Source organism: Halorhabdus sp. CUG00001 (assembly GCF_009797925.1).
GTDB lineage: Archaea > Halobacteriota > Halobacteria > Halobacteriales > Haloarculaceae > Halorhabdus.
The window spans coordinates 1,580,674-1,596,042 of record NZ_VOLB01000001.1 but is presented as its reverse complement, the minus strand read 5'-3'; the positions used below and the strand labels follow the sequence as shown (position 1 = coordinate 1,596,042).

General features: G+C 64.6%; 23 protein-coding genes and 1 tRNA gene. 15 read left to right on the top strand and 9 right to left on the bottom strand.

What is annotated here, in order from left to right; genetic code table 11:
- The first annotated feature begins 14 nt into the window (after positions 1-14).
- Positions 15-737 carry a creatininase family protein gene (locus tag FR699_RS08025; protein WP_158855104.1) on the top strand — a complete coding sequence of 241 codons (723 nt, stop codon included), beginning with the start codon at positions 15-17 and terminating at the stop codon, positions 735-737.
- A 10-nt stretch (positions 738-747) separates the two neighbouring features.
- Here FR699_RS08025 and FR699_RS08020 read toward each other — a convergent pair whose 3' ends face one another.
- From FR699_RS08020 to FR699_RS08005, 4 genes are all read right to left on the bottom strand, one after another.
- The gene (locus FR699_RS08020) at positions 748-1,161 is read right to left on the bottom strand and encodes a DUF5790 family protein (protein ID WP_154550980.1); all 414 of its coding nucleotides are present in this window, start codon (positions 1,159-1,161) and stop codon (positions 748-750) included.
- Positions 1,162-1,236: 75 nt separating this feature from the next.
- Complete coding sequence (locus FR699_RS08015) at positions 1,237-2,277, bottom strand: hypothetical protein (protein ID WP_158855103.1); 1,041 nt, start codon at positions 2,275-2,277, stop codon at positions 1,237-1,239.
- A gap of 66 nt (positions 2,278-2,343) precedes the next feature.
- Complete coding sequence (locus FR699_RS08010; RefSeq protein ID WP_158855102.1) at positions 2,344-2,685, bottom strand: dihydroneopterin aldolase family protein; 342 nt, start codon at positions 2,683-2,685, stop codon at positions 2,344-2,346.
- A 147-nt stretch (positions 2,686-2,832) separates the two neighbouring features.
- The gene (locus FR699_RS08005) at positions 2,833-3,063 is read right to left on the bottom strand and encodes a hypothetical protein (RefSeq protein ID WP_154550983.1); all 231 of its coding nucleotides are present in this window, start codon (positions 3,061-3,063) and stop codon (positions 2,833-2,835) included.
- A 156-nt stretch (positions 3,064-3,219) separates the two neighbouring features.
- On the opposite strand from FR699_RS08005, the gene FR699_RS08000 reads away from it, so the two are divergent.
- Entirely contained in the window at positions 3,220-4,857 is a 1,638-nt protein-coding gene (locus tag FR699_RS08000) for a GTPBP1 family GTP-binding protein (RefSeq protein WP_158855101.1), read from the top strand.
- A gap of 144 nt (positions 4,858-5,001) precedes the next feature.
- Entirely contained in the window at positions 5,002-5,235 is a 234-nt protein-coding gene (locus tag FR699_RS07995; RefSeq protein ID WP_154550985.1) for a hypothetical protein, read from the top strand.
- A gap of 28 nt (positions 5,236-5,263) precedes the next feature.
- Here the strand turns inward: FR699_RS07995 and FR699_RS07990 are convergent, their stop codons facing one another.
- The 5 genes from FR699_RS07990 to FR699_RS07970 form a co-directional block, all read right to left on the bottom strand.
- Positions 5,264-5,935 (bottom strand): HAD family hydrolase, encoded by a 672-nt coding sequence (locus FR699_RS07990; protein WP_158855100.1) that lies wholly within the window; start codon positions 5,933-5,935, stop codon positions 5,264-5,266.
- A gap of 68 nt (positions 5,936-6,003) precedes the next feature.
- Complete coding sequence (mch, locus tag FR699_RS07985) at positions 6,004-6,936, bottom strand: methenyltetrahydromethanopterin cyclohydrolase (protein ID WP_158855099.1); 933 nt, start codon at positions 6,934-6,936, stop codon at positions 6,004-6,006.
- A 50-nt stretch (positions 6,937-6,986) separates the two neighbouring features.
- Positions 6,987-7,304 carry a thiamine-binding protein gene (locus FR699_RS07980; RefSeq protein WP_154550988.1) on the bottom strand — a complete coding sequence of 106 codons (318 nt, stop codon included), beginning with the start codon at positions 7,302-7,304 and terminating at the stop codon, positions 6,987-6,989.
- 117 nt (positions 7,305-7,421) lie between these two features.
- The gene (locus FR699_RS07975) at positions 7,422-8,084 is read right to left on the bottom strand and encodes a YqjF family protein (RefSeq protein WP_233263382.1); all 663 of its coding nucleotides are present in this window, start codon (positions 8,082-8,084) and stop codon (positions 7,422-7,424) included.
- Positions 8,085-8,341: 257 nt separating this feature from the next.
- A tRNA-Gly gene (locus tag FR699_RS07970) sits at positions 8,342-8,412 on the bottom strand.
- 203 nt (positions 8,413-8,615) lie between these two features.
- Here FR699_RS07970 and FR699_RS07965 point away from each other — a divergent pair.
- From FR699_RS07965 to FR699_RS07910, 12 genes are read left to right on the top strand one after another with little or no spacing between them, the layout of a single operon-like run.
- Entirely contained in the window at positions 8,616-9,524 is a 909-nt protein-coding gene (locus FR699_RS07965) for a putative RNA uridine N3 methyltransferase (RefSeq protein ID WP_158855097.1), read from the top strand.
- Between the two features lie 7 nt (positions 9,525-9,531).
- Positions 9,532-10,545: a 50S ribosomal protein L3 gene (locus FR699_RS07960; protein WP_154550990.1), complete on the top strand. Its 1,014-nt coding sequence runs from the start codon at positions 9,532-9,534 to the stop codon at positions 10,543-10,545.
- Positions 10,546-10,550: 5 nt separating this feature from the next.
- Positions 10,551-11,294, top strand: a complete 744-nt coding sequence (gene rpl4p / locus FR699_RS07955; RefSeq protein ID WP_154550991.1) for a 50S ribosomal protein L4 — start codon at positions 10,551-10,553, stop codon at positions 11,292-11,294.
- Positions 11,291-11,554 carry a 50S ribosomal protein L23 gene (locus tag FR699_RS07950; RefSeq protein ID WP_154550992.1) on the top strand — a complete coding sequence of 88 codons (264 nt, stop codon included), beginning with the start codon at positions 11,291-11,293 and terminating at the stop codon, positions 11,552-11,554. Before rpl4p ends, FR699_RS07950 begins: the two co-directional genes overlap by 4 nt.
- Before the next feature lie 2 nt (positions 11,555-11,556).
- Entirely contained in the window at positions 11,557-12,285 is a 729-nt protein-coding gene (locus tag FR699_RS07945; protein ID WP_154550993.1) for a 50S ribosomal protein L2, read from the top strand.
- The gene (locus FR699_RS07940) at positions 12,282-12,707 is read left to right on the top strand and encodes a 30S ribosomal protein S19 (protein WP_154550994.1); all 426 of its coding nucleotides are present in this window, start codon (positions 12,282-12,284) and stop codon (positions 12,705-12,707) included. The genes FR699_RS07945 and FR699_RS07940 overlap by 4 nt, the downstream gene beginning before the upstream one ends.
- Positions 12,708-12,710: 3 nt before the next feature.
- Positions 12,711-13,184, top strand: a complete 474-nt coding sequence (locus FR699_RS07935; protein WP_154550995.1) for a 50S ribosomal protein L22 — start codon at positions 12,711-12,713, stop codon at positions 13,182-13,184.
- Positions 13,184-14,113 carry a 30S ribosomal protein S3 gene (locus tag FR699_RS07930; RefSeq protein WP_154550996.1) on the top strand — a complete coding sequence of 310 codons (930 nt, stop codon included), beginning with the start codon at positions 13,184-13,186 and terminating at the stop codon, positions 14,111-14,113. The genes FR699_RS07935 and FR699_RS07930 overlap by 1 nt, the downstream gene beginning before the upstream one ends.
- Positions 14,110-14,337 carry a 50S ribosomal protein L29 gene (gene rpmC, locus FR699_RS07925; RefSeq protein ID WP_154550997.1) on the top strand — a complete coding sequence of 76 codons (228 nt, stop codon included), beginning with the start codon at positions 14,110-14,112 and terminating at the stop codon, positions 14,335-14,337. Before FR699_RS07930 ends, rpmC begins: the two co-directional genes overlap by 4 nt.
- On the top strand, positions 14,337-14,654 hold the full coding sequence (locus FR699_RS07920) for a ribonuclease P protein component 1 (protein WP_158855096.1): 318 nt from the start codon (positions 14,337-14,339) through the stop codon (positions 14,652-14,654). The genes rpmC and FR699_RS07920 overlap by 1 nt, the downstream gene beginning before the upstream one ends.
- On the top strand, positions 14,645-14,971 hold the full coding sequence (locus FR699_RS07915; protein WP_154550999.1) for a 30S ribosomal protein S17: 327 nt from the start codon (positions 14,645-14,647) through the stop codon (positions 14,969-14,971). The genes FR699_RS07920 and FR699_RS07915 overlap by 10 nt, the downstream gene beginning before the upstream one ends.
- On the top strand, positions 14,971-15,369 hold the full coding sequence (locus tag FR699_RS07910) for a 50S ribosomal protein L14 (RefSeq protein WP_158855095.1): 399 nt from the start codon (positions 14,971-14,973) through the stop codon (positions 15,367-15,369). Before FR699_RS07915 ends, FR699_RS07910 begins: the two co-directional genes overlap by 1 nt.

Here is a 15,369-nt window from a genome sequence, read left to right as displayed (position 1 = left end):
CATCCTCTTGAGCTATGCAACTCACTGACTGTACGTGGACTGACGTCGAATCCGCTGACACCGATCTTGCTGTCCTGCCGGTCGGCAGTACCGAACAGCACGGGCCACACGCACCGCTGGGAACCGACGCACTCGCCGCAGAAGCGGTCGCGGCGGCCGGTGTCGATGCCGTCGATCGCGATGTCGCCGTTGGGCCACCGATCCCCGTCGGTGTGAGCGAAGAACACCGTGCCTTCGCGGGCTCACTCTGGGTTAGCGAAAACACGTTTCGTGCGTACGTCCGCGAGACGATCGAGAGCCTCACCCACCACGGCTTCGATCGAATCGTGGTCGTCAACGGCCACGGCGGCAACGTCCCGGCGCTCCGGGAAGTCTGTGCGCGTATTTCCCGGGACGGCGACGCGTATGCCGTCCCGTTTACGTGGTTCGAGGCGGTCGATCCCGCAGACGTCGAGATGGGCCACGCTGGCCCGCTCGAAACTGCCCTACTCGAACACGTCGCCCCCGAGTCGATCGACACTGAAGCGAAAGCGACGGCCGGCAAGAATGCCGCCGACCGCTGGGGCGAGTGGGAGGGGAGTGTCAATCTCGCCTACGATACGAACGAATTCAGTGACAATGGGGTCGTCGGCGATCCCGCCGACGGGAGCGCCAAGCTGGGCGAACGACTGCTCGCCGAAGCGACTGACGCGCTGGCGGCGCTGCTCGAACGGGTCGCCGAGCGGTCACGGGACTGAGACGGGACGGTTACTCCTCGTCCTCGGTGGCGGCCGCTCCAGCGGACTCGAGTGCGCTTTTCAGTTCCGGGATCGTACTCGTCAACTCGCCGATCTGCTCGCGTGCCTCGGTCAAGTCGTCGACAATCTCTGTTAGTGCTTCGAGTTCGGCTTCGAGATCCTCAGCATCCTCGAAGGCGTCGGCGCGCTTGCCCATCGTGTACCACTTCTTTGCGTCTCTGAGGTGTTCCTCGGCGTCGCCGGGATCGACGCCCGACCGCAGGGCGTTGAGGACGCCAAGCGTGTTGTCGGCCTCGACGTCCCAGATGTCAGCCACATCGGGTAACTCATCTCGGGTCGCCGCGAGGTGCTGTTCGACATCCTCGCGCATCTCGCTGGCTGCTTCGCCAAAGAGGTCGTCGTCGTCCAGTGTCGCCTGACTCATGTACTGGGATTCACTCCCACACCTGTTAAAAGGTTGCCCACAACTGAACGTGAATGCACTGCTCGGACGCGATCGCTACGTCGCCGACGGCCGTCGATCACCGAGCACGTCGAACGTCTCGTTGGTGTCACCAAGGACGAGTAACGCGAACTGACGGTGAAACACCTTGATCGGGACGTACACTGCTGCCGCCACGAGCAAGACGACAAGCAGGTACAGCCCCAACAGGACGACCAACAGCACGAGTGCCCCGGCGGTCATCGTCCCGCCCTGGATGGCCCCCAGACCGACGGGAACAGCGACGATCGCGAACGGAATTGCCAGCGCGACAGCAGCGACTCCGATGACGATACTCCCGGCGATCTCCGTGACGACGTGCAGGCCAAAGGCGACCAAAACGTAGGTGCCGTACTGTTTCCACTGTTCGACCAGTGTCGGCCAGAAGCGCCGCCAGGCGTCGACTAACCCACGGTCTTCCTGGAGCATGATCGGCACGACGAATTCCGTCGTGAATCCGTTGGCCAGCGCCACGATGGCACCCACCGCGAGCCCCACTGGGACGAGGACGAACGCGCCGACGAGCAACCGCGAGGCCGAGGGGACGACGAGTTCACCCGACAGGAGAGTCGCGACGACATCGCCAAACAACAGTAGCGTGGCTCCGCCCAGGATCAATAGTGTCGCGAGTCCGAGCACGAGTCGGAAGGCGAACAACCGTAGCCCCTTCCCCGCATAGCGGCGGAGATATTGCCGGACGTGAATCTCGTCGGTCGCGAGCGACTCGACGAAGACGAACTCCATGACCGCGCCGACCGCACCGACGAGGAGCCCGACCACTACGAGGGCGGCGACGAGGCCGAGAACGACGGCCATCGCCGTCGCCGAGAGTTCGGGCAGCGCGACCGATAGCTCGGGGAGTTCCTCGCCGGGAACGGCCCCGGCGGTTGCGGGCAGGTTGCTCACACTCGATATTGCCCCGCTTCCGCCGCCTGCTCCGCCGAGCAAGAGGGCAGCGATCACTGCCAGTCGGCCCCACCGCCCCGCCGTGACGGGCGTGAGAAACGACCGTGTCATGTCGACCGCGTCGTCGATCCGTTCGACCGCAGCCAAGGCCATACTGGTCTCTCAACGTCGGTGGGCTTAGCTTTGGGCCACAGCTTCAGGTTCTGAAGCAGTCCGTGATCACTCGACTTCGAGCAGTTCCATCCGTGGATACCCCTCGTCCATCGCCATGCTGGCCGTCGCTTCGATGCCGTCGTACTCGACGACGATCTCGACTTCGGCGAACTCGCCGGTGAACTCCGTGTACCCGACGTCCGGCTCGATTGCGTCCCGAATGGCGTCTCTTTGCATCTCGACGGTCACCTCTCGGCAGTGTGGCTGATTCTCGATCGCACTCTCGATGGCTGCTGCGAGAGCGGGCGCACTTTCTGGACTAATCGGCGTCCCGGCGAACTGGTGGTACAGCGAGCCGAACTTGATCCCGAGTTCGAACGTCGCCTCCTGGGTGTCGGTCGGTTCCATACCTGGTCTCGGCGGCCGCCCGTCAAAACGCCTTGGGAGGACCGGTGACGAGACGGGGTGTGGCGATTAGGAGGGGATGCTATCTCGCTCTGGATAGACCCAAAGCTCACGACGGAAAGTCATCCGCTATTGTTGGTGGCCAGCCGACTATTCCCCGGCAAGTCCCGTCATCGGCGATGCGCCGGCGACGATCGCGCCAGTTGAGAGAATCGCGGCCGAAAGCGTCACGAAGTTGCCACTGGGCGAGAAGCCCGCTAGATTCGCCCCCACGTCGACGATAAACACGGTGACGAAGAAACTCAGCACCGCGAACACCAACAGTACCAGGGCCGCGATGACGCTCGCGACCAAGCCTCCGAACGAGTTGAGTATACTCATGTTTTCCTCACGTCATCCCCGCAGGGCAATTGTATAAAACCACACGACGGTCTCGATCTCCCTCGACAGGTGTGCTGGTAGCGTGAACGCGGCGCTTGCCCACTGACGAACCGGATTCGGCGAAGGTTTTTGGTGGCACCACCGTTACCGACTCGCATGCATTCCGACCGGGCCGTCCTCGAAGGCGCGATCGAGCGTGGCGAGCGGGAGGGCGGCAGCGTCGAGTTCAAAGAACGGCTCACGCGGGACCTCCACTCGACCGACGGCCGACTCGAGAGTCTGGCCGCACAACTCCGCCATCGCGTACTCTCTGGTGATGGCGAAGCAACCTACGTCGTCGGTGTCACCGACGAGGGGACTATCGCAGGCATCGACCCCGACGCCTTTTCGGAGTCGATGGACGTGCTCTCTCTGTTGGCCGAAGAGGCCGGCGCCCACATCGCGGACGTCGAGACCTGGGGGGTCGACAGCGCGGGCAACGCGATCCGGGGCCAGACCGGCCAGCGGGGCATCGTCGGGGTCGCGACGATTCGTGAGGGCGCGGTCTTAGAAGACGACGAGCACATCGTCATCGGGACGGCCGGCCACGTCGACCACGGCAAGTCGACGCTCGTCGGCTCGCTCGTCACCGGCCAGCCGGACGACGGCCAGGGCGGGACGCGATCCTTCCTGGATGTCCAGCCCCACGAGGTCGAACGCGGCCTTTCGGCAGACCTCTCGTATGGCGTCTACGGATTCGACGACGACGGCCCGGTCCGGATGGACAACCCGGACCGGAAAACGGATCGTGCCCGTGTCGTCGAGGAGGCCGATCGCCTCGTGAGCTTCGTCGACACTGTCGGCCACGAGCCGTGGCTCCGGACGACCATCCGCGGGCTCGTCGGCCAGAAACTCGACTACGGACTTTTGACTGTCGCCGCGGACGACGGACCGACGAAGACGACCCGTGAACACCTGGGTATCCTGCTGGCGACCGATCTGCCGACGATCGTCGCGATCACCAAGACCGATCTGGTCGATGACGAACGCGTCGCCGCGGTCGAACGCGAGGTCGAGGGACTGCTGCGGGACGTCGAGAAGACGCCTCTGGCAGTCGACCGCCACGGGGTCGAGGCCGCCGTCGAAGAGATTTCCGAGACCGTCGTGCCGGTGGTCCGGACCAGCGCCGTCACGCTGGACGGACTCGACACGCTGGACGAACTCTTCGAGCGCTTGCCAAAGACCGGCGGCGACGAGACCGCCCAGTTCCGGATGTACGTCGACCGCTCTTACAACGTCACCGGCGTCGGTGCGGTCGCCTCGGGGACCATCAACGCCGGGCGCGTCGAGGCCGGTGAGGAACTCCTGCTCGGCCCGATGGCCGACGGCTCGTTCCGGGAGGTCGAGGCCCGGAGTATCGAAATGCACTATCATCGCGTCGAGGAAGCACGGGCCGGCCGCATCGTCGGGATCGCACTGAAAGGTGTCGAACAGCAGGACGTTGAGCGTGGGACGGTGCTCCTCCCACGCGAGGCCGACCCCCAGCCGGTCCGGGAGTTCGAGGCCGAAGTGATGGTGCTCAATCACCCGACGCGGATCGGCGAGGGCTACGAGCCCGTGGTGCATCTGGAGACCATCAGCGAGGCCGCCGCGTTCTACCCCGAGGGCGGGCAACTCCTGCCGGGCGACAGCGGGCGTGCGCGCGTTCGGTTCAAGTTCCGGCCGTATCTCGTCGAGGAAGGCCAGCGGTTCGTCTTCCGGGAAGGGCGCTCGAAGGGCGTCGGGACGGTAACGGACGTGACCGGCGTGGAGTGATACGGGGCTCAGTGACTGCTTGAGATGATGGTCGAATGCGATTGAGTGTAACAAAGCGAGACCGGTTGAATCGACTGCGTTCGCTTTTGATCGTCACGAAACTAGAACCGATGGTATTTTGCCCCCGGTCTTTCACCCTCGCGCATGGTCGTCTTCGCTGACCTTTTCGCCGGCCTGCTGCTCATGTTCGGCGGCGGGGTGTTGATCGCCGGGGCCCGCTCGATCGCGGACGCCACAGAGCAAGTGGACGCGATCGGGAGTACCCATTCGGCCGCCGAGACCGAGGCGGCGGGGTGGAAAGTCGCCCTGTACAGAGTCGTCGCCGCGTTCATCGTACTCCTTGGTCTGGTGCTCTTTCTGGGTAGTCTCTTTCGCTGACTCGTGATCTCGTGCCCGCCGTAAGTCCTTACTTCCAGGGTTCGTCGGCAACTTCGTGCATCGATTCGACGCGATAGTCCGGCACTGGATCCGGTTCGCTGTCGCTGTCGCCGTCGAGCCACACCGACGTGATGCCGGCGTTGTGTGCGCCCGCCACGTCACTCTCCAGGGAGTTCCCGACGTGGACAGTCCGGTCGTGATCGATGCCGAGTGTATCCAGTGCGACGTCGAACGGCTCGGGATCGGGCTTGTACGGGGCGTCGTGGCCGCCGTGGACGACCGTCTCCACCCGGTCGTCGAGCCCCAGGCCGGCGAGTTTCTGGGACTGCATCCACGGGTCGCCGTTGGTGACGATCCCGACCGGATAGCGGTCGATCATCCGCTCGAAGGCGGTTTCCGCACCCGGGAGAAATCGGACGTTCGTCTGGTCGCGCTCCGCTGTGAAGGCCTCGGCGATGGCCCGGCCCACGTCGTCATCCAGTCCCGATTCCTCGGCGAAGGTGCTGAAACATCGTTGGCGGACGTCCCGGATGTCGTCGCCAGTGACGACGAACTCCCCGAAGCGCTGGTAGTAGTCTTCGACTGCGAACAACGGCTCGACGCCCACTCGCTCGAAGGCTGCAGTCAGTACATCACTGGCGGGGCGGGCGTATTCACAGAGCGTGTCGTCCAGATCGAACAGGACGGCATCGACGGTCATTGATCGATGACAGGGCTGGGGAACTGAAAACGACTCCGGAACAGTACCTCTGTCCGCCCAACGGCGTGTTACACGCCGAAACTCTCGACGAGTAGCTCTTCGTTCGTCTCGCCGTAGGTCGTCGTTTCGCCGCCGATCACGTCGATCGTTACCTGTGCCGGGCCGAAGACAGTCGCCGGCAACTCCTCGAAGTCCCACTCGGCCGTCTCGAAGATTTCCTCGAACGGTTGCCCGTAGTCGTCGTTCGCCGTCGAGGGTACCTCCTCGAAGCGGTCGAACGTCGACTCGACGGTCACGTGGACCTCGCTGCCGTAGGCCAGCGCGTCGTTCGTGCGGGCCATCGCGGCTGACTCGCTGTCGGCGACAGGTGCGACTGGTGCGAATCCAGATACCGAGTGGATGTCTGCCGGATCGTATCCCAGCTCGAACAACCGATAGACGGCGAGTTCGCCTGCGCGGGCAGCCGCCGAGACGCTCCCCGTGATCGACGCCGTCGCGTAGGTCGGCAGAAAGACGCTACTCTCGCCGATCCCGGCGTACTCGGCTACCTGCGTGGCTGCCGCCTCAGTCGGTGTCGAATCGGATTCGACAGCCAACACGCCAAAGTCGAACGCCTCGGCGTACCCGAGCCGGTCGAAGACGTCTTCCTCGGCGACCAGCGCGCGTGCGGGACCACTGCCCAGCCCCTCGAAGTCCTCGGTGGCGAGTTCCCAGCCACTCTTCTGTGAACAGAGCAGCGCCAGCGATGGGTGGTCGGTTGTTACTTCAACATGGGGCAACGTCGCGTCGCCGACCGCCTGTAGTCGCGAGGTGACAGAGGCCAGCCCCCCTGTCTGGATCTCCGAAAGCATCAGTCCCGCTTCGACGCCGCCCGGGTGGGTAACGCCGAAATCCAGCACAGTCGCGTCGTTGTCCAGGCGATACTCCACGATGCCGAGTTCGTCGGCGAAGTCGATGGCCTCGTCGACCAGTTCCGTGGCCATCCGGTTGAGCTGGTCCATGCCGTCCGTTCGCTCCGGGGGTTGAAAACCCACGTGCAACCGGCGGCCCGTCAGGCCTCGAAATCCTGCTCTGGCTCGTGACCCAGTTCCTCGGCGACGGACTCGACTTTCTGCCCGGCAGCCTGTTCGACCGCGCGCTTGTCGTCGATCTTGAGAAACGTCTCGACGCGGTCGGCATCGACTGCGGCGTGAGCATCCGCCGCGGCCGCAAAGAGATCAGCCGGATCTTCGGCCTCGATGATCGTGCCCATCGGCGTCGTCTGGTAGCCGACGTCGTGCTCTTCGATCGCTGCGACCGCCTTGGCGACTTCGCCGGACATGCTCTCCTCGATGACCGGTGCCACGCTCAGGAATCCGAACGCTGTCATGCGTGTCCGATCGACCGCATCCAGTATAGAACCAGCGGATCTCCTCCCGAACGGCAACTCACTCGAGCTGCTCACCGTCTTCACCGCGTCCGGCACCGCCAATCGACCGCTCGTGTCTCACACCGCATGTATCCATCCTGCTGTCACGTCGATGCCCGGACTGTACCGCAGGTGTGGATCCCCGGCGGGCGCTTCGAATCCCGACGCTTCGAAGAGGGTGTTCTCCCGGATCGCCGCGTCAGCGTTCTGGAGTGGCCAAGGTTCGTGAGCGATCTCGCCGACGGCGATCGAGCCCCGCCGTTCGGCGAAAAACCGGTATCGTTCGACGAGAAAGGCTTCGAGGGTCCCAGAATCGACCGTTCCGGGCTCGCCCTGTGGGTCGAACGTGGCGTCGAATGCGGCGGGCGGGGCTTCAGGGTGAGCGCGCTCGCTGCGAAACCGGGTTTCACCGTTACGTTCACGGACGGTCATCTTCGCGCGATAGTACGGCAGGGCGAACAAGCGCCGGGCGATCTTCACTCCGAGGCGGTCGTCGGCGTCGAGGGTGTAGAAGTACACGCCCGGGCTGTCCTCGTGGCGGACGTACGTCCGAAGGTTGAGTTCGTGAAACGAGCGACCGATCGGCCCAAACCGGGGCCGGATGTCGGCCATCCGGAAGCCGACGATCCCCAGCCAGGCCTGCCCGTCGAAGGTGTCCACTGTCAGGCCGTCCGGGATCGTCGGTTCCACGACGGCCGGGTCGACTGGCCAGTGGGCGAAGTACACGTCACGCCATCGCATCGTAAGCAGGTCAGGCAAGCTCTGTCCGGGTGCCATGCGCTCCCTACGGTCGCCAGTCACTTTGTCGGTCGGATCTGGTCTCCTTGCGGGTGGATTCTATGAAGCGAGATTTGAACTGCTGTCAGACATTCCTGCTCGCTCCCGTCGGTCGCTGCGCGGGCTGGGACTGGCGTGTTCAAATCACGCTTCACGCCCTACACAACAGCAGGAATTGCGACGCGACGAAACGCGTCGCTTGTGGATTTGAATTGTAGAAGTGCGACGGCCGAGATTTGAACTCGGGTTAGGACCGTGGCAGGGTCCTGTGATACCACTACACCACCGTCGCACGGTGCATCTCAAAGTCGGGCGTGAGAGAAATATAAGGCTTCCGAATCGGATGCCCGATGGCGGATGATCCACGACACCTACTCCCACGGCTCGTGATCCCCTGAGAGAGCGTCTCACGACCGGGACAAAGCGGCATCCTTTTAGGACTTGGGCCGGGAGTAATCGGCACAGTCTAGTGGCGTGACGTAGAAGCGTCACGGCATGACGACCAACGCACTCGTGCCGTCGTCCCTCTGCCGGGAGGCCGAGGACAAACGCGAGGCAACTCGCAAGCTCGGATACGTGGCCCGCGCGGCCACGATCTTTCGGGTCGATCGGCTCACCGTCTTCCCTGACCCTGACGGGGCAGGGAAGTGGGACGGCGGGTTCGTCGAAACCGTGCTGCGGTACGCCGCCACACCCCCCTACCTCCGAAAGGCGGTATGGGATAGGCGGGACGAACTGGAGTGTGTCGGCGTTTTGCCGCCGCTCCGCGTTGCGACACGGACCGGCTCCGGATCGGACGATTCGGGGTCGTTGAGACAGGGAATCGTGACCGAGGTCGGACCTGATGGGCGCGTCCGGGTCAATTGCGGCCTGCAACACCCGATCTCTCTCCCCGTTCCGGACGACCGGAATCTCAGGGAGGGAGAGCGTGTCACCGTCAGGGTCTCTTCGAGACGACCGGTCCGCGCGAAACTCACCGACGAGCCCCCAGCGGGCTTCCAGGTGGATCGGGCGGACCTCGATACGGCGCTCGCACGCTCCAATGTCGGCATCACCATCGCCGCATCCCGTCACGGCCAACCGCTCACGTCTGGGCGAATTGGCCAGTTGATCGGGACGATCGATGGGGCCGGCGGCGACCTGACAGTCGTTTTCGGGGCACCCGAGCGCGGTTTGCCGGCTATCCTCGGCGTCGATGCGGAGTCCGCTGGCTCGGCCACCGTGGCGGAGCTGGCGGCTGCCGACGACACGGAGGACGGAACTGGCGATGCGGTCACCGGATCTCGGCCGGACGGAACCCGGTTCGACCTCTGGCTGAACACGGTTCCTAACCAGGGAAGCGAGGTCGTGCGAACGGAAGAAGCGATGTTCGCCACCCTCGCACCCCTGACGCTCACGGAGTGAGAATCCGATGCCACAACCAAACAGACCACGCAAAGGCTCGCTGGCCTACAGTCCGCGCAAGCGCGCGACCAGTGAGACGCCGCGGTTCAACAGTTGGCCCGACGACGAGGGGCAACCGGGAACGCAGGGCTTTGCCGGCTACAAGGCCGGCATGAGCCACGTCGTCCTCATCAACGACGAACCCGACTCACCGCGGGAGGGCATGGAAGAAACCGTGCCCGTCACGGTCGTCGAGACGCCGCCAATGCGGGCGGTGGCTCTGCGAGCCTACGAGGATACGCCGTACGGCCTGCGTCCGCTGACGGAGGTCTGGACCGACGAGTTCCATCCGGATCTCGATCGGGCCATCGACCTTCCCGAGGACCAGGACGGCGACGCCACAGAAGAACAGATTCGCGAGGCACTCGACGCGGGACGCCTCGGGGACGTGCGCCTCATTACGCACACGGTCCCGGGCGAACTGTCGAGCGTGCCAAAGAACGAACCGGACGTCATGGAGACGCGCGTCGGCGGTGGCAGTCTCGAAGACCGCCTCGACCACGGGCTCGAGCTCGTTGGCGAGAGCGGCGAGCACGCCCTGACCGACGTCTTCCGCGCCGGCGAGTACGCCGACGTCGCGGGCGTCACCAAGGGCAAGGGCACCCAGGGTCCCGTCAAGCGCTGGGGCGTCCAAAAACGGAAGGGCAAACACGCCCGCCAGGGTTGGCGCCGACGCATCGGCAACCTGGGTCCGTGGAACCCATCGCGGGTTCGCTCGACGGTGCCCCAGCAGGGCCAGACTGGCTACCACCAGCGTACGGAGCTTAACAAGCGCCTCATCGACATCGGCGACGACGAGGTCACCCCCGACGGTGGCTTCGTCAACTACGGCGAGGTCGACGGGGACTACGCGCTGGTGAAAGGGTCGGTTCCCGGCCCCGAGGGTCGCCTCGTTCGCCTGCGCCCGGCCGTCCGGCCGAACGACCAGCCGCGTCTCGACCCCGAGGTGCGGTACGTCTCTACGGAGTCTAATCAGGGGTGAGATGAATGCAGGCAACACTACACGACCTGGACGGCGACGCTGACGGCGAGGTCGAGCTGCCGGACGTCTTCGAGACGCCCTACCGGCCCGATCTCATCAAGTCGGCGGTGCTTGCCGCCCAGGCCAACCGGAAACAGGCATACGGTGCAGACGACTACGCGGGGATGCGAACGCCCGCAGAATCGCAAGGGAGCGGCCGCGGTATGGCACACGTCCCACAGCAGGACGGCCGTGCCAGGCGCGTCCCCCAGACCGTCGGTGGTCGCCCCGCACACCCGCCCAAAGAAGAGAAAGATCAGGCGCCCGCGATCAACGACAAGGAGCGCAAGCAGGCCGTTCGGTCGGCGATCGCGGCGACTACTGACGCGGATCTCGTCGCCGAGCGCGGTCACGAATTCGACGACGAGGCCGACTTGCCGCTGATCGTCAGTGACGCCTTCGAGGACCTCCAGAAGACCCAGGCGGTCGTCGACGTCCTCGAAAGCCTCGGTGTTCACGCGGACATCGAGCGAGCCGACGACGCGACCGTCCGGGCCGGCCAGGGGACGACCCGCGGCCGGAAGTACCGACGGCCGACGTCGATTCTGTTCGTCACGAGCGAGGAACCGTCGAAGGCCGCCCGCAATCTCGCGGGCGCGGACGTCACGACCGCACGCGAGGTCAACGCTGAAGACCTCGCGCCCGGCGCGACGGCCGGTCGCCTCACAGTTTGGACCGAGAGTGCCCTCGCGGAGGTGGCCGACCGATGACTGATCCGATCAACGTCATCGAGCACCCACACGTCACCGAGAAGGCGATGGACAAGATGGACTTCGAGAACGCCTTGCAGTTCATCGTCGCACTCGACGCCACCAAAGACGACGTGACCGAGGCGGTCGAAACGCAGTTCGACGTGACCGTCGAGAACGTGAACACACAGGTCACCATGAACGGCAACAAGAAGGCAGAGGTTCGGCTTTCCGAGGCGGACGACGCCGAGGAAGTCGCCTCTCGAATTGGGGTGTTCTAACAATGGGACGACGCATTCAGGGACAACGACGCGGTCGCGGGACGCCCACGTTCCGGGCACCCTCTCACCGCTACAAGGCGGAACTCTCGCATCGGAGCACCGAAGCCACCGAGGGCGACCTCGTCGCGGGCACGGTCGTCGACATCGAACACGACCCCGCCCGCTCGGCGCCGCTTGCGGCCGTCGAGTTCGAGGACGGCGACCAGCGACTCGTCCTCGCGCCGGAAGGCGTCGGCGTCGGTGACGAGATCCAGGTCGGCGTCTCGGCTTCGATCGAGCCTGGCAACACGCTCCCGCTGGCTGAGATCCCGGAGGGTATTCAGATCTGCAACGTCGAGGCACAGCCGGGCGACGGCGGCAAGTTCGCCCGTGCCTCCGGTGTCTCGGCACAACTGATGGCACACGACCGTTCGGTTGCGGTTGTCCAGTTGCCAAGCGACGAGGTTCGACGGCTGGATCCGGATTGTCGGGCGACGATCGGCGTGGTGGCCGGCGGTGGCCGCACGGAGAAGCCGATGGTCAAGGCCGGCAACAAATATCACAAGATGAAGTCTCGCGGGACGAAGTGGCCGCGGGTTCGCGGGGTCGCGATGAACGCCGTCGACCACCCGTTCGGTGGTGGCGGCCGCCAGCACCCCGGGAAACCGAAGTCCATCTCGCGGGACGCCCCGCCGGGCCGGAAGGTGGGCGACATCTCCTCGCGACGCACCGGCCGAGGTGGTGACGAATGAGTTCTAGTGATTACCAGATCGGCCACGAAGGCGAGTTTACCTACCGTGGTCATACGCTCGAGGAGTTGCAGGAGATGGACGTTGAGGAAGTCGCGGAACTGTTGCCCGCACGCCAGCGGCGAAGTATCAAACGCGGCCTGTCCTACGAGAAAGAACAGCTGCTCGAAGCGGCCCGCGAGGCCGGCGAGGAGGAGACGGCAAACAACCCGATCAGGACCCACCTGCGGGATATGCCGATTCTCCCCGAGTTCGTCGGGATCACGTTCGCGGTCCACAACGGCGAGAGCTTCGAGCGCGTGAACGTCGAGCCGGAGATGCTCGGCCACTACCTGGGCGAGTTCCAGCTCACGCGCACGAGCGTCGAGCACGGACAGGCCGGGATCGGGGCGACCCGTTCCTCGAAGTTCGTGCCCCTCAAGTAACACATGGGAATCAGCTACTCAGTCGACGCGGATCCGGAGCGGACGGCGAAAGCGATGCTCCGGGAGCGTCAGATGAGCCACAAGCACAGCAAGGCCATCGCCCGGGAGATCAAGGGCATGACCGCAGAGGACGCGGTCGCCTACCTCGAGGACGTCATCGAGGGCGCCCAATCAGTGCCGTTTAAATCCCACAACTCGGGCGTCGGCCACCGGAAGGACATCGAGGGTTGGGACGCCGGCCGCTTTCCCGAGAAAGCCAGCGAGGCGTTCCTCGATCTGCTCGAGAACGCCATCGGCAACGCCGAGTACGCGGGTATGGACGGCGACTCGATGGAGATCATGCACGTCGCCGCCCACAAGGTCGGCGAACAGCGTGGTCGCCAGCCCCGTGCGATGGGCCGAGCCAACGAGTGGAACACGCCGGAGGTCGACGTCGAGTTGATCCTGGTCGAACCCGACGCGGAGGGTGATGCCTGATGGCCGACGAACTGCAGTTCATCGAGGATGGCCTCCAGCGCACCCAGATCGACGAGTTCTTCGAAGACGAACTCGGTCGGGCCGGCTACGGCGGCATGGAAGTCGCCAAGACGCCGATGGGGACTCAGATCGTCCTCAAGGCCGAGAAACCCGGTATGGTGATCGGCAAGGGTGGGAAGAACATCCGCAAGATCACCACGACCTTAGAAGAGGAGTTCGGTCTCGAAGATCCGCAGGTCGACGTTCAGGAAGTCGAGGAACCCGACCTCAACGCCCGGATCGTCGCCGACCGCCTGGCTAACGCCCTCGAACGCGGTTGGTACTTCCGGAAGGCCGGTCACACCACGATCGACCGGATCATGGAGGCCGGCGCGAAGGGTGCCGAGATCGTCCTCTCGGGGAAGGTCACGGGTGCACGCTCACGCGTGGAGAAGTTCAACCGTGGCTACATCAAGCACAACGGCGAACCTGCCGAGGACATTGTCGACCACGGCCAGGGTGTCGCCGTCATGAAGCTTGGCACCATCGGTGTGGATGTCAAGATCATTCCGCCGGAGGCCGAGCTGCCCGACGACTTCGAGATCTACGAGGACGTCGACGTCAGCGAGTACGTCGAGGACGTCGAGGGCGACTCCGTCGAGGAGTTGCTGTCCGGCGAGCCCGAGGAGGGCGAGGACGACGCGTCGGCGACCGCAGCGGACGCCGAGGCGACGGCCGAGGAAGCGACGCCTGACGAGGAGATCGTCGAAGAAGCCGACGAGGCCGAGGAATTCGACGACGTCGATGTCCCGGACGATTCGGGTGTCGAGGAAGACCTCGACGAACTCGAGTCGGCCGTCGACGAGGAACTCGACGAGGAGACCGAACAAGAAGCCGAGGAACTCCTCGACGAAATGGACGACGAAGACACGGAGGGTGATGCCGAATGACGATCCTCCATCCCGAGGAGATCCGCGACATGACGGCGGCCGAGCGAGAGGCCGAACTCGAGGACCTCCAGACGGAACTGCTGAATGCCCGCGCCGTCCAGGCGGCGGGTGGTGCCCCGGAGAACCCGGGCCGCATCAAGGAGATCCGCAAGGCAATAGCGCGGATCAAGACGATCGAAAACGAAGACAGTGAGGCCGAGACGGCCTCAGAAGGAACAGCGTAATGCCACGCACACCCGCCACCCTGGCTCGCCACGAACTGCTCGGGCTCGCCGCTCGCGTCAGCGATGCGGCCGATCCTGGGCTCGTGGGTATCGACGGTACGGTCGTCGCCGAGTCGACCAACACCGTCTCGATCGAGCAGGGTGGGCGGACGTGGCAGGTTCCCAAGGCCGGCGCGACGTTCGCGTTCGACCTGCCTGGCGACGCGGGGGCCAGCCCAGATGCGGGCGAACCCGTTACCGTCGCCGTCGATGGGGAGCGATTGATCGCTCGCCCGGCCAGACGGACCGAACGCAGAGGTGAATCCACATGGCGCTAGGACTGAACGTACGACAACCGGATGCGACCTGCGACGATCAAAACTGCCCGTTCCACGGAACCCTTTCCGTGCGGGGACAGACGATCGAAGGCACCGTCGCGTCCACAGATATGGACAAGACCGTCGTCGTCGAGCGCGAGTACGACGTACCCGTGCCGAAGTATGACCGCCTGATGAAACGGCGGAGTCGGATTCCAGCCCACGCACCCCCGTGCGTGGACCTGGCGGAAGGCGACACGGTCACGATTGCAGAGACCCGACCACTCTCGAAGACGAAGTCTCACGTAGTGGTCGAGAAACACGGAGGTGCGGACTGATGGAAGCCCTCAATGCCGACGTCACCCAGGGCTTAGAGAAAGGCTCGCTGATCACGTGTGCCGACAACACGGGCGCACGTGAACTCAAAGTCATCAGCGTTGCTGGCTACTCCGGGACCAAAAACCGCCACCCGAAGGCGGGAATCGGTGACAAGATCACTGTTTCGGTGACCAAGGGCACGCCGGAGATGCGCCGCCAGGTCCTCGAAGCAGTGGTCGTTCGTCAGCGCAAGCCGATCCGGCGACCGGACGGCCAGCGCGTGAAGTTCGAAGACAACGCGGCGGTCATCGTCGACGAGAACGAAGACCCCCGCGGCACCGAGATCAAGGGCCCGATTGCCCGCGAGGTGGCCGAACGCTTTGGCTCCATCGCCTCGACTGCTACGATGATCGTCTAG